The organism is Rufibacter aurantiacus (assembly GCF_017916345.1).
Lineage (GTDB): Bacteria > Bacteroidota > Bacteroidia > Cytophagales > Hymenobacteraceae > Nibribacter > Nibribacter roseolus.
Genome location: NZ_JAFMSV010000005.1, coordinates 13,359 through 26,703 on the forward strand (window position 1 = coordinate 13,359; position 13,345 = coordinate 26,703).

Below are 13,345 nucleotides of genomic sequence, written 5' to 3' on the forward strand. Positions count from 1 at the left end.
ATTGGGGTACTGTTGTATGCTGGAAATGCAAATCGGCTGCTTAAAGAAAAAGAGCAGAAGCACGAGCTGCAGAAGGTTGTTTTCGCTAAATCCCCGGAAGAGACTCAGCTAGGTATGTTACTAGAATGAATAATTCTGCCCATATACGTAAGCTTTAAATAAATGGTAATAGATAACTCAGTGTTTTTAAAAATAAGTATTTAAGTTATCTATTTTAGGTCTGTTTTTAACAAATAAGCATTTAAACGCCAATATAAAGGTAAATTCTTAACTGTGGCAATGATTGGCTAAAGTTTTATTTTTCAGCATGTTCCAACTTAGGTGCCCTAATTAGAATCTTTATTGTTGTTAAATTGACATTTATTGCCTCTTAATTTACAAGCCATTCTTATGAAATATGTGGAATGTAAATTAGAAGGTAGAATGATTTTTTTAGAGGAAGAACCTTGTAAACCTTTCTCCAAAAAGGAAAACAGTTTTGCTTTACAGAATATCTTCTGGTGGGGTATTCAGGTGGAATTATGAAGTAGATAATCTTCGGCTTGTTTGGGGCCCTTTTTAGTAAAAAGAGCTCAAAACAAGAAAGTGCCACATCTTGATAAAACCCTTCCTTAAATCTTTCCTAATCAGGCACCTGAAGCGTTTTTCAGCTTTGTTTTTTTCCGGCCTGGCAAAACTTCATGAAAGGAATAGAAGTCCGTTGCGGTGACTTTTAGAGAAATAAGAGTAAGTTTAGCCGTGTAAATCAGTATCTCGTTTCTTAAACAAGGCAAAAACAGACATGACCAACATGGAATTTGACTTCGGAATGGTAGGCTTAGGCGTGATGGGCCGGAACTTACTTTTGAATATAGCAGACCATGGCTTCTCGGTAGTAGGGCTGGACCTGGACCCGGCCAAAGCATCGGCGCTGGAGAAAGAGGCCGAGGCCGGTAAAAACGTGAAAGGCACCACTTCCATTGAGGAGTTCGTGGGTTCTTTGCAGAAACCGCGGGCGGTGATGTTGCTGGTGCCCGCCGGTAAAGCGGTGGATGCGGCCATTGCCAGCCTGCTGCCCCACCTGGAGGAAGGCGACATTGTCATTGACGGCGGCAACTCCTATTTCCCCGATACCGACCGCCGCGTGGTGGAGCTGGAGAAGCACAAGATCCATTTCTTCGGGATGGGTGTATCAGGTGGGGAGAAAGGCGCGCGTTTCGGCCCAAGCATGATGCCGGGCGGCGACCGCCAGGCCTATGAGCGGCTGCGGCCGGTGTTTGAGGCGATTGCTGCCAAAGTGGACGGCGAGCCTTGCGTGGCTTACTTGGGCAACGGCTCGGCGGGCAACTACGTGAAGATGGTGCACAACGGCATTGAGTACGGCATTATGCAACTCATCGCCGAGACATACGATTTGCTCAAGCGCGGCCTGGGTAATTCTGACGAGGAAGCCCAGCGGATGTTTGAGGAGTGGAACGGCAGCGAGGTGCAGTCCTTCCTGGTGGAGATCACGGGCCAGATCCTGAAGAAAAAAGACGAGACCACCGGGCAGCCCCTGGTGAACCTGATCTCTGACCGGGCCCGCCAGAAAGGAACCGGCAAGTGGACCTCCCAGAACGCCATGGACCTGCAAGTGCCGCTGCCTACCGTGGACATTGCCGTGACCATGCGCGATATGTCGGCGTACAAGGACGAGCGGGTGCAGGCAGCCCAGGCGCTGGACATCCCTTCCACGCAAGGAAGCAACTCTGAGGATTGGTACGCGGTAGAGAACCGCCTGAGAAACGCCTTCTACTTTGCCATGCTGGTCACATATGCCCAAGGCCTGGTGCAGTTGCGCGTAGCCTCGGCCACCTACAACTATGAACTGGAACTGGAGGAAGTAGCCAAAATCTGGCGCGGGGGCTGTATCATCAGAGCCGCCTGCCTGGAGGATATCCGGAGAGCCTTTGCCGCTAACCCCGGCTTACCTAACCTGCTCCTGGATCCTGCTATTGGCGGCGAGCTGCTCAAGCGCCACGAAGACATGCGCACCATCGTGAAAACCGCCATTGACAAAGGCATTCCGGTGCCCGGGTTCATGGCCTCCCTGTCTTATTTTGATACTTACCGCAGCGCCACCTTGCCCACCAACCTGATTCAGGCGCAGCGCGATTATTTCGGGGCCCATACCTATGAGCGCATAGACCAGCCCGGAATTTTCCATACCCAGTGGGATTAAGTTAAGCCTGTCCATTCGTTTACCACAGTTTTGAAGCAAATGCCCCGGAAACTTATGCCTCATGTAAGGGTTCGGGAGAAGTGAATAAAAGTAAACCATTATGAAACCAGTTAATAAAGCAGTTCCTACCATTGTGGTCATTTTTGGCGGGACTGGCGATTTAACGAAGCGCAAACTGTTACCGGCCTTCTATAACCTATCCCTGGCTGGCTGGCTTCCAGAGGAGTTTGCGATCATCGGGTTAGGGCGATCTGAGTTCAGTGATCCTGACTACCGCACCCATTTATACGAAGGCTTAACTGAATTCTCCCGTACCGGCCAACCAGAGAAGAAAAGCTGGGAAGCGTTCAACGGGAACATTTCCTACCTGCGCTCAGACATCAACGACCCTGCGGCCTACAAGCGGCTAGCCGAGAAAATGGATGCGCTGGACCATGCCTGGGGCCTGCGCGCCAACCGGTTGTTCTACTTATCGGTGGCGCCTCAGTTCATTGAAGCGGTGACGGTTAATCTGCACAATGCCCAGTTAGCCAGTGATGTGGAGAAGGACCACATTATCGTGGAGAAGCCCTTCGGGAAAGATCTGGAAACGGCCCGCAGCCTGAACAAACTGCTAACGCAGCACTTTCAGGAAAGCCAGATCTTCAGGATAGACCATTACCTGGGTAAAGAGACAGTGCAGAACATCCTGGCCTTTAGGTTTGCCAATGCCCTGTTTGAACCCCTCTGGAACCGGAACTACATTGATTACGTGCAGATCAGCGTGGCCGAGGAAGTAGGCGTGGAAGACCGGGGCGGCTACTATGAGGGAGCCGGGGCCCTGCGTGACATGATCCAGAACCACCTGCTGCAACTTCTGTGCATGGTGGCCATGGAGCCGCCGGTGTCTTTTGAGGCCGAGGAAATCAGGAATCGCAAGGCCGATGTGCTGCGGGCTATCCGGCCTTTGACCCATGAACAGGTGACCCGCTATGCAGTAAGGGGCCAGTATGGACCGGGGTGGCAGCAAGGCAAGAAAGTGCCCGGCTACCGCGAAGAAGAAGGCGTGAACCCTGGTTCCAATACCGAGACCTACGCAGCCGTAAAGTTTTACCTGGACAACTGGCGGTGGCAGGGCGTACCGTTTTACCTGCGTACCGGTAAAAGGATGCAGGAAAAGACCTCTTCCATTACCGTGCAGTTCAGACCGGTGCCGCACTCCACTTTCTCCAGCACCATGGCCGAGAGCCTGCTGCCAAACCGCTTAATCATCAACATCCAGCCCCAGATGGACATCAGGCTGCGGTTTACGGCCAAACGCCCGGGTCTGGAAATGCAGCTTACCCCCGCCGAGATGGTGTTTGACTACGACAATTGCTCTACCCAAACGCCTGAGGCCTATGAGACCCTGCTGCTTGATGCCTTGCAAGGAGATGCCACCCTGTTTATGCGCTCTGACCAGGTAGAGGCTGCCTGGGAGGTGGTAATGCCTATCCTGGAGACTTGGGAATCACGCCCGTCCTTGGAGTTTCCCAACTATCCCGCTGGCATGTGGGGCCCCGAAAACGCTGAGGCTCTTATCGCTCGGGACGGTCATACCTGGACCGTAACCAATTACTACAACACCCAAAAATAGAGGTACCATGATCAAGGTGTTTGAATCTACCGCTCAACTAAGCAAAGAAGCGGTGGAGATTTTTGTGCAGAGTGCGCAGGAGGCTGTGCAGGAGCATGGGCGCTTCACTGTGGCCCTCACGGGCGGCTCCTCACCGGAGCAACTGTATAAATTGCTGGCCCAATCTCCTTACCGCGAGCTGGTACCCTGGGATAAAACCTACGTTTTCTGGGGAGATGAGCGCTGGGTGAATCTCACCGATGACCGCAGCAACGCCAGGATGGCCTTTGAAACGCTCTTGCACCACGTGCCCATTTCCAAGAGCCATATCTTTCCCATGTGGGGAGAGCAATCCCCCGAGGATTTTTCCCTGATTTACGAAAAACGGCTCCTAAACCACTTCAATGGACAGGCACCAAGGTTTGACCTTATTCTGCTAGGCATGGGCGACGATGGCCATACCGCCTCGCTGTTCCCGGGCACGCCCGTGCTTCATGAGACGGAGCGGCTTGTAAAGGCCTATTACCTGGAGCCCCAATCCATGTACCGCATCACCTTGACGGCGCCTTGTATCAACCAGGCCAAAAAGATCGTGTTCATGACCTTCGGAGAGAAGAAAGCCAAAGCCCTGCGTGAAGTCCTGGAAGGCGACCGGAACCCGGAGCAGTACCCTTCCCAACTCATCCAGCCGGCCCGGGGAGAAACCCTCTGGCTCGTGGATAAAGCCGCCGCAAGTTTGCTAAGTGAGTGAGTGAGTGAGTGAGTGAGTGAGTGAGTGAGTGAGTGAGTGCCGGTTTTTTTTAAGTCGTATTATTTTTGAAATCGGACTTGAAACTGGATAAAACTCTAACGGGAACCATCCTGCGGAGGAATACCTGAAGGCGAAAGCAAAATGCTTACCATTGAATAAAAATAAAGCCCTGGCGTATAGCTGGGGCTTTTTGTTTTGCAGCTGTTTTCAGAAAAAGAGAGTAGAAACGAAGCTTGATATTAACACAACCTTCCATTGCCTGAAGCAGAAAACCCGTGGTTGTTGTACTTCCCTCCACAGAGTAGATTCGTTTCATCCTGTACTCTGGGCTTTTCTCCCTGGTAGAAACCTGGAAAGGCTTAATCCATAAAACCCTTCTTGAGGCTGTCGCCTCACTGAAGTTGAAAACTTCAGCCCATGGTAGGTCCAAGTTGAAAACTTGAACCAGAGACTTCATAGACGAACTAAAGACTTTATAGGTGAGCCAAGGGCTAGATTATAACTGGCGTATCTTAGACTGGAGCCTGTGAACCCAAAGCAGGAGATTCCCCTCCTGGAAGGGGTAGGGGTGGGTTTCCGCACCACGAGCATGCTCCATTAGGTGTATCTATCCAGCTAATCACTTCCCTATGGTGGGGCATCTTTCCCTTCAGATATGGCCTTTGACGGTTCAGCGCCTATTTCTGACACTTGGGTAAAACGAGGTTTTATGGTCCTTTTCTAACTCCTATTTTTAATTCATCAGGCAGAAGAAATCAAGAATAATCTGAACTAGAACCATTTAACCAGTTAAAGAGCCATGTTAGAAACCCAGCTTATCGACAGCATTATACTAGTGGTGACGGTGTTTTTTAGCGCCACCTTTACCTATGTCATCCACCGGGGCAAACCATTGGGCAAGAAGGGGATGGTATTCTCTTTTCTCCTGGTTTTTCTGGCCCAGTATACCTTGCTCAATATCTGCGCGCACCTCATTGCAGTGACTGCCGTGGCGTTGATAAAGATGCGGGCCGGCACGTTTGTCTATGACATGCGTTTCTATACCCTTATCCAATTCGGGGTTCTGCTGGCCATCATTAATGGGTATCTGTTCAGGAGCGTAAAACAGATCTGCCTGGGAAAAGAGCAGCGCTTCCGGAATTTGGTGAAAGCATGCTGCCTGCAGATTTTGATCAGCCTTCCCTTGTTCCCATTCAATCCACTTAGTTTGCTGCCCGTGATGACCTCGGGGGCGATTATGCTGCTAGTGTATGTCGCCCTCCGGAAAGGAATCTTCACCCGGAAGCCGGCCTTGGTAGAGTTGGGACAGGAAATGCAGCTGGCCTGACTGTTCAGGTATGCCGCGGCGTTTAGGGGCTGAATCTGGGAAACTTTGCTTAAATTAAGAGACGCGATTTTACTCCCGGAAGCAGCCCTAAATGGAGAAACTACACGATACCAGGCTTAGGATAGCAGGCATGCTCATCCAGAACCTCATTCTCTTTTTGTTCTTTTACCTGCAGCGGATCACGCAGGGACAGGAGTCGGTGGTTAAGGTGCTGTTGTGGCAGTTGCTGTTTACCTGGGTAATGTGGGAAGGCACGCGCATGGCCATTAGGGTTACCCGCTCCAAGTTCAAAGGACTGAAAGGTTTAAAACCCCGGCTCCTGTGGTTAGCGGCGGCTTTGGTGATCCTCTCGGTGGTGGTGGGGAGCTGGCACGTCTGGATAGAGTCCCAACTGGGCTTCTGGAACCCTGCGGACCTGAACCTCTACAGCTATCTCTACAGCATAGGCATGACCTTGTTTTTCTGCCAGCTGATTGCCATCGCCTACGAGTCTGCCTACTACCTGGAGCAGTGGAAAGAATCGCTGAGGCTAACCGAGGAGTTGAAGAAAAGAAACCTGCAGAGTCAGCTGGAGTCCCTGAAGAACCAGGTGAGCCCGCATTTCCTGTTTAACAGCCTTAACTCCCTCTCTGGGCTCATTGAGGAAGACCCCAAGCGGGCCCTTCGGTTCGTGGATGAACTCTCGCACATCTACCGGTACCTGCTGCAGAGCAATGAGAAGGAGCTTATTTCCCTGGAGCAGGAACTGGCCTTTATTGAGGCCTACTTTTACCTGCTGCAAACCCGGTTTGAAAAGGGCGTGTCCCTGGAGATTGACTTGTCCCCTGACCTGAAAGCCTTTCTTTTACCGCCGCTCACGCTGCAGATCCTGGTGGAGAATGCCGTGAAACATAATATTATTTCAGAGGCCTCGCCGCTGCGCATCAGCATTTACGCCCAAGATGCCAGCCACCTGGTGGTGGAGAATAACCTGCAGAAGCGCAAAGCCACGGTGCCTTCCAACAAAATGGGTTTGGTGAACGTGGCGGCCAAGTACCATTTATTGAACCAATCTGAGATTTCCATCCAGGAGACCGATGCCGTTTTCAGAATCCAGATTCCATTGATAAGCCCCAGGCAGTATGCGTATTCTCATCGTTGAAGACGAGGCCATTGCGGCGCGGCGGCTGCGGAAGATGGTGGAAGCCCTGGAGCCTGGGAGCAAGATAGAGTCCGTACTGGGCAGCGTGGCTTCCACCGTGCAATGGCTCCAAGCAAATCCCGCCCCGGATTTGTTGCTGCTGGATATTGAACTCAGTGATGGGCAAAGCTTCGAGATTTTCGCGCAGTTAGACGTTTCCTGCCCCGTGATTTTCACCACCGCCTATGATGAGCATGCCATCAAAGCTTTCCGGCTCAACAGCGTGGATTACCTTTTAAAACCCATTCAGGAAAAAGAGCTGCAAAGAAGCCTGCTCAAGCTCAGGAACATGAAAAAGGTGTTCACCAACAAAGCGCCGAACCTGGTGAATATTGAAGCCCTGTTGCAGGAAATAAACCAGCAGCGCACCCCAGTTACAGACCTTTACCGCGATCGCATTCTGGTCAAACAAGGGCAACGCATGTTCCCCGTCATCTGCCAGGAAGTAGCCTATTTCTTCACGAAGGAAAAGGTGAGTTTCCTCCGTACCAAAGATAGCCGGTGTTTTCAGGTTGATTTCACTATGGAAGAGTTGGAGCGGTTGCTCAACCCTAAAGACTTTTTCCGGGCTAATAGGCAGTTCATCGTTAACTTCGCGGCAATAGCCAAGGTAAGCCAGGAACTGAACGCCAAACTGAAAATCAGCCTGACGCCAGATCCTGAGGAAGAGATCATGATCAGCCGCGAGAAGGCTATGGAATTCAGGGCGTGGTTAGGGGAGTAGCCCTCGTTTTAACGCTAGCCATTCAGGAGGATTTAGGCTGGCTCCGGCCAGAAGAACTTCTTACAATCAATGTGGTAGGCAACACTACCTCAGATCGGTTTTCCGGCTCAGGTAATCCTTCCAGCTTCTTCAGGATAATGTCTATGAGGTTTTTGGACATCTCTTCAATAGGTTGGGCAATGGCGGTGATAGAGGGCTGGTAGATTCTGAAGAAGTCCAGATCATCAAAGGCAACTATGGCCACATCTGCGGGAATCTGCAGGCCTAGTTTATTCAGCGCCTCAATGCCGGCGGTGGCCAGGTAGTTCGTGGCGAACAGCACACTGTCAATTTCCTGGTGTTTCTTCAAAAACGCCGCGAAAACGTCAAGGTGTTTCTCTGCGGATTCTTCATAGGCTACCATCTGGATATACGTTTTCAGGTGGTGTTCCTTGATGGCACTGGTATAGCCGCCCAGACGGTCTTTCATCTGGGTCTGGTTAGAGTCAAGGGTAACGAAGGCAATATTCTTGTGGCCCTGTTCCACCAGATGGTTTACCGCGGTGTAGGTAGCGTTGAAATTGTCAATCATGACGTGGTTTGTCTGGAGGCCGGGGATAAGACGGTCAAACAACACTACCGGCAGGTTATCCTCGAGTAAAGACTGGATGTCCTCCTTTATACCCTCCGGGGGAGAGATGATGTAGCCGTCAATATTCCGCTCTCTGAACATCTTGATCAGTTCGCGCGTTTTCTCGGGCTTGTTCTCTGTGCTGCAGTAAATGATCTTGTAGCCCTGCTCAAAGGCATTCTCTTCTATGTGCCGGGCCACGCTGGAAAAGAAATCATTGGAGATGTTCTCTACCATGAGGCAGATGATCTTTGATTTGCCGGTTCTCAGGCTTCGGGCAATCTGGTTGGGCTTGTAATCAAGTTCTTCTACCAACTTCAATACCCGCTCCGTGACGTGCTCACTTATCCGCTTTTCTTTGGCTTTCCCGTTCAGGATGAAAGAGACCGTAGTGATGGAGATATTCAGTTGTTGCGCGATGTCTCTTATGGAAAGCCGCTTTTTCATCCTTTTTCAATATATAATAACGGGTCCGGTGCTTTTGCCTGTGCAGAGATCATCTCTCAATAGGAAAGCAGTACTTGGCTTGGGACAGACCAACTGGAATGTTCCAGCCACCTTTTGATTCAAACAAGGCAGTAGGGGAGGTGCCAATTCTAATCTCAGGCCAGAAATAAAACCATTTCTTCTTCTGCCGAGTGAAATTAAGCAAAAAAGGAAAGGATACTACCCGGCACAAGAACTGAAATGAATTCAATAGCATAACCTTTTCAAAATAGGAGAGGCAACGCCATGCGTTTTGGAGCTTGTTTGAGAAAAATGAGCTTAAAAAAAGCTACGTTAAAGAATGTACCTAAGCGCATTTGCCAATAAAACCAGTATGCTGGACTTTATCGCTCCAGAAGTTAACTTGGCATAGACCTGTATTAATTATCTATCTATAGAATCTATATGGTCTTTGGATATTTAGAGTAGAAAAATGAATTGGTTGCATTGTGGCATTTTGCGGCAAATAACAAAGATGGGCGGAAATAGGAGCATGGTTGCCTTGCTATTCAATATTCAGTGAATTAAATATTTTTTTGTTCGTTTCTTGCTTTTTAAAAATAATGTTTGCTCTTTTAACATATTGTTAAAGAGAGGAGAGCAAAAGCCGTTTGAATTGCGAAATTTGACACGCCTTTCTTTTGACATCTCACCTGAGGGATAATGGGAATTCTTCAACTTGGATGTTTTGCCTACTGTCTTACGGTTAGAAAGAGGAAAGCCAAGTTTTTGGTGAGTCCATCTCAGAGTTCTTTCTTACTTTCCTCGCAGATAATCTTCTGCGGTTTTCATACAGAATACAGCTTTCAAGATTTTAGATTTTTCACAACCACTCCTGGTAAGGCTTTTTCAAACACTTGCTAGCTAAAAGGTTTTAGCATATAGATTATTAAAGTTTATAAGGGAAAAGGCAGGGAATATAGAGCAGCATAAACTTTTAAACTTTGATGGATTTGCTATGCGCAACAAGTTATATAAACACATTTTACATCATGCAATGGATTGAGATAGAATCCCTGTTTTAAATAATTGCTAAAACGATTTACCACTTGTTTAGAGTGAAAAGACGCTTTGCAATGTTACGGGAATAGACAAAACAGGGTGCCCTATCAATATGATTTGCAAAACAGAAATAAACAGCCAGATCACCTTAAAGGAGAATTAAGCCATACTCAACATAAAAAGAACCATATGAAACGAGATTTACCCTTAAAATTCCTGCTCAGCAGTTACACCCAGAAAAATCGGGGGCTATGGCTCAAGGTTGTTCTGGCAGGATTCTGCTTTGTGAGTAGTGCGGTACCCTCCCAGGCAATTGGAGAAAAGGCTTCTAAAAAGAATACCGGACTCGCCGTGAAATCCCGACAACTGGCGAGAGCAGGGGCCAGGGTTGATTTTCAGGTAAAAGGCAAAGTGACCGATAAAACCGGATCTCCTTTGATTGGGGCCTCCGTGAGCGTGAAAGGCACCGCCATCGGCGCCACCACCGATGTCAACGGAAACTATTCCATCAACGCGCCCTCTGAAAGCGGTACCTTGGTAGTTTCTTATATCGGTTATCTGTCTAAAGAAATCGCCATTGGCGGGAAAGCATCCATTGACATAGTGTTGGATGAGGACCAGACCAAAGTGGATGAAGTGGTGGTGGTAGCTTACGGTACCCAGCGAAAAATCAGCAACGTGGGTGCCCAGTCTTCGGTTTCTGTGAAAGAGTTAGACCAACCGGTTGCCAACATCAGCACCATGCTAGCAGGTAGGGTAGCGGGCGTAACCGGCGTGCAGCGTTCCGGGCAGCCAGGCTATGACGGCGCCGATATCTGGATCAGGGGGATTGCCTCCTTAAGTGGCTCCAGCGCTCCGCTGGTGCTGGTAGATGGGGTAGAACGGTCCATGAACAACATTGACCCCCAGGATGTGGAGTCATTCACAATCCTGAAAGACGCCTCCGCCACAGCAGTATATGGGGTGAGAGGAGCGAACGGGGTAATCCTGATCATGACCAAAAGAGGCGAGGAAGGAAAGCCCAGAGTAACGTTTGACTATAACCAGGGCATCACCCAATTCACCAAGGTTCCTAAACTCATAGGTGGCGTAGATTACATGAATCTCACCAATGAGGCAATTTACACCCGGCGGGAGCCCGGCGGAAGCATTCCTACCCCCAAGTACAGTCAGGAGTTCATTGATAAAACGGCCAGTGGCGAAGATCCTTTTGTTTACCCAGATGTCAACTGGTTAGATGAAGTGTTTGAGCGAAGCGGTAAAAACCGCAATGCTAACTTAAACGTGAGCGGGGGCTCTCCGCAGGCCAAGTACTATGTGTCTTTGGGGTATTATGATGAAACTGGACTGTTCAATACAGATGCCATTGCCCAATATAACGCCACAACCCGGTTCACCCGCTACAATGTCACCTCTAATGTGACGCTGGACCTTACAAAGACCACCAAAGTTGACCTGGGCATCCAGGGTTACATCGCTACTGGTAATTACCCGGCAGAAAATGCCGCCACCATCTATAGCTCGGCACTGGAGATCAGCCCGGTAGAATACCCCGTGATGTATCCAGGAGGGTTTGTGCCCGGCAGAACCTCAAACGGAGGGTCCCGGAACCCTTACGCCGATGCGGCCCTGAGAGGATATCAGAACGAAAACAAGAACCAGCTTTTCTCTAACTTAAGACTAACGCAGAAGCTGGATAAGGTAACAGAAGGTTTATCAGCCACCGCCATGTTCTCTTTTGATGCTTTCAACCAGCATTTCATCAGAAGAAGCAAGCGGGAAGACACCTGGATTGTAGATCCGGTAAATCCAAGAAATCCGGATGGAACCCTGAACCTTGGCACAGCGCCAACCTTCTCAGGACAGAACTTTCTGTCTTATGACCGGATGAACGGTGGTAACAGAAGATTCTACATGGAAGGCGCCCTGAACTATGACAGAGCCTTTGGCAAACACCGGATCAGTGGGTTGGTATTAGGCAACCGGTCAGACTACTCAGATGCTTTTGCGGGCAATTTCACCGAATCCATTCCTTTTAGAACGGAAGGTATAGCCTCCCGCGCGACCTATTCCTTTGATGACAGGTACTTTGCAGAGGTGAATATTGGATACAACGGATCAGAGAACTTTGACCCTGCAAACCGATACGGCTTCTTTCCCGCCTTTGGATTGGGCTGGGTAATCTCCAATGAGAAGTTCTTCGAACCATTGTCCAACACCATTAATTTCCTGAAACTTAGGTACACCGATGGCAAAGTAGGCTCTGATTCCGGGGCAGGTAGATTTGCCTTCTTAGGAAATGTTACTGACAATAATGTCCGAGGATATACTTTTGGTAGAAACAGAGCAGGAATTGGGGGTATTATTGAGCAAACCTATGGTGTGGCAGTTACCTGGGTAGAGGCCCGTAAGCAAGACATTGGTATTGAGATCAACGCCTTCAACAGCAGCCTGGGCATCATCTTCGATGTGTTCAAAGACCGTAGAGAAGGTGCTTTTGTGGCCAGAGGAGACGTGCCTGCCTACGTGGGGCTTACCTCCATCCCTTCCGGTAACCTGGGTATCGTGGAAAACAAAGGCTTTGATGGCTCTATCAACTACGACAAGAACATCGGGGATTTCTCCATGGGCTTTAGAGGCACCTTTTCTTACAACAGAAATAAAATCATAGAGAACGACCAGCCTGCCCAGCTTTATCCTTGGTTAGAAAGAAGGGGAGCGCCTTTATTGGCTAACTGGGGCTACACCGCCCTGGGACTTTACAGCTTTGAAGACGATGTGAACAAAGATGGGTTCATCACCCCAGAAGACGGAGATCAGTATCCCGTTCAATTTGGCAGAGTTCAGCCCGGCGACATCCGGTATAAAGATTTGAACGGTGATGGCCGCATTGATGCCAATGACATTTCCAAAATAGGTCAGGGAGATGTGCCTGCGCTCACTTATGGTTTTGGGACAAGCTTAGGGTATAAAGGACTGGATATCAGTTTGTTTTTTCAAGGCCAGGCCGAAGCTGATATTGTGCTGGAAGGACGCAGCATCAGAGCCTTCAGTGGCGATGGCGGCGGAGAAAACCTGTATGAAATTGCTTTAGACCGCTGGACCGAGGATAACCCCAACCCTAATGCGTTTTACCCAAGATTGTCTTACGGATCAGGAGCGAATGGAAGCAACAACAATAACCAGTACAGCAGCTGGTGGTTGAAAGAAGTAGACTTTCTGCGGTTGAAAACGGCTGAGATTGGGTACACCATTCCCAGTGCCATCTCTGGGAAAATAGGAATAGGAAACGCCCGGGTGTATCTAAGAGGGGTGAACCTGTTGACCTTCAGTAATTTCAAATTATGGGATCCTGAGTTGCTCACCAGAAACGGAGCAAGATACCCTAACATTTCAGTCTATTCTTTAGGCTTTAATCTCCAATTCTAATTTTCTGAAAATGAAAAAGATAAAATCGATCATACTTGTAGG

9 protein-coding genes are annotated in these 13,345 nt (G+C 49.2%); 7 read left to right on the top strand and 2 right to left on the bottom strand.

The genetic code is table 11. The features are described 5' to 3' along the window. Nucleotides 1–781 precede the first annotated feature (781 nt). From gndA to pgl, 3 genes are all read left to right on the top strand, one after another. Entirely contained in the window at nt 782–2,200 is a 1,419-nt protein-coding gene (gene gndA, locus J3P34_RS19175; protein WP_210490247.1) for an NADP-dependent phosphogluconate dehydrogenase, read from the top strand. A 100-nt stretch (nt 2,201–2,300) separates the two neighbouring features. Then, nucleotides 2,301–3,815 carry a glucose-6-phosphate dehydrogenase gene (gene zwf, locus J3P34_RS19180; RefSeq protein WP_210490248.1) on the top strand — a complete coding sequence of 505 codons (1,515 nt, stop codon included), beginning with the start codon at nt 2,301–2,303 and terminating at the stop codon, nt 3,813–3,815. Between the two features lie 7 nt (nt 3,816–3,822). Continuing rightward, the gene (gene pgl / locus J3P34_RS19185; RefSeq protein ID WP_210490249.1) at nt 3,823–4,545 is read left to right on the top strand and encodes a 6-phosphogluconolactonase; all 723 of its coding nucleotides are present in this window, start codon (nt 3,823–3,825) and stop codon (nt 4,543–4,545) included. Between the two features lie 145 nt (nt 4,546–4,690). On the opposite strand, the gene J3P34_RS19190 is transcribed toward pgl, so the two are convergent. Beyond that, nucleotides 4,691–4,861, bottom strand: a complete 171-nt coding sequence (locus tag J3P34_RS19190) for a hypothetical protein (protein ID WP_210490250.1) — start codon at nt 4,859–4,861, stop codon at nt 4,691–4,693. Nucleotides 4,862–5,344: 483 nt separating this feature from the next. Between J3P34_RS19190 and J3P34_RS19195 the strand changes: the two genes are divergently transcribed. From J3P34_RS19195 to J3P34_RS19205, 3 genes are all read left to right on the top strand, one after another. Beyond that, nucleotides 5,345–5,872, top strand: a complete 528-nt coding sequence (locus tag J3P34_RS19195; protein WP_210490251.1) for a hypothetical protein — start codon at nt 5,345–5,347, stop codon at nt 5,870–5,872. A gap of 91 nt (nt 5,873–5,963) precedes the next feature. After that, the gene (locus J3P34_RS19200; protein WP_210490253.1) at nt 5,964–7,013 is read left to right on the top strand and encodes a sensor histidine kinase; all 1,050 of its coding nucleotides are present in this window, start codon (nt 5,964–5,966) and stop codon (nt 7,011–7,013) included. After that, nucleotides 6,994–7,776 carry a LytR/AlgR family response regulator transcription factor gene (locus tag J3P34_RS19205; RefSeq protein ID WP_210490254.1) on the top strand — a complete coding sequence of 261 codons (783 nt, stop codon included), beginning with the start codon at nt 6,994–6,996 and terminating at the stop codon, nt 7,774–7,776. Before J3P34_RS19200 ends, J3P34_RS19205 begins: the two co-directional genes overlap by 20 nt. A 22-nt stretch (nt 7,777–7,798) precedes the next feature. Here J3P34_RS19205 and J3P34_RS19210 read toward each other — a convergent pair whose 3' ends face one another. After that, nucleotides 7,799–8,833 carry a LacI family DNA-binding transcriptional regulator gene (locus tag J3P34_RS19210; protein WP_210490255.1) on the bottom strand — a complete coding sequence of 345 codons (1,035 nt, stop codon included), beginning with the start codon at nt 8,831–8,833 and terminating at the stop codon, nt 7,799–7,801. 1,230 nt (nt 8,834–10,063) lie between these two features. Between J3P34_RS19210 and J3P34_RS19215 the strand changes: the two genes are divergently transcribed. After that, nucleotides 10,064–13,303, top strand: coding sequence for a SusC/RagA family TonB-linked outer membrane protein (locus J3P34_RS19215; RefSeq protein WP_210490256.1), 3,240 nt, complete (start codon nt 10,064–10,066; stop codon nt 13,301–13,303). The last annotated feature ends 42 nt before the right edge of the window (nt 13,304–13,345 follow it).

What these genes read in the sequence shown, in the direction of transcription:
- gndA (WP_210490247.1), top strand. Translation starts at nt 782, where the DNA reads ATGACCAACATGGAATTTGACTTCGGAATGGTAGGCTTAGGCGTGATG.
- zwf (WP_210490248.1), top strand. Translation starts at nt 2,301, where the DNA reads ATGAAACCAGTTAATAAAGCAGTTCCTACCATTGTGGTCATTTTTGGC.
- pgl (WP_210490249.1), top strand. Translation starts at nt 3,823, where the DNA reads ATGATCAAGGTGTTTGAATCTACCGCTCAACTAAGCAAAGAAGCGGTG.
- J3P34_RS19190 (WP_210490250.1), bottom strand. Translation starts at nt 4,861, where the DNA reads ATGAAACGAATCTACTCTGTGGAGGGAAGTACAACAACCACGGGTTTT.
- J3P34_RS19195 (WP_210490251.1), top strand. Translation starts at nt 5,345, where the DNA reads ATGTTAGAAACCCAGCTTATCGACAGCATTATACTAGTGGTGACGGTG.
- J3P34_RS19200 (WP_210490253.1), top strand. Translation starts at nt 5,964, where the DNA reads ATGGAGAAACTACACGATACCAGGCTTAGGATAGCAGGCATGCTCATC.
- J3P34_RS19205 (WP_210490254.1), top strand. Translation starts at nt 6,994, where the DNA reads ATGCGTATTCTCATCGTTGAAGACGAGGCCATTGCGGCGCGGCGGCTG.
- J3P34_RS19210 (WP_210490255.1), bottom strand. Translation starts at nt 8,833, where the DNA reads ATGAAAAAGCGGCTTTCCATAAGAGACATCGCGCAACAACTGAATATC.
- J3P34_RS19215 (WP_210490256.1), top strand. Translation starts at nt 10,064, where the DNA reads ATGAAACGAGATTTACCCTTAAAATTCCTGCTCAGCAGTTACACCCAG.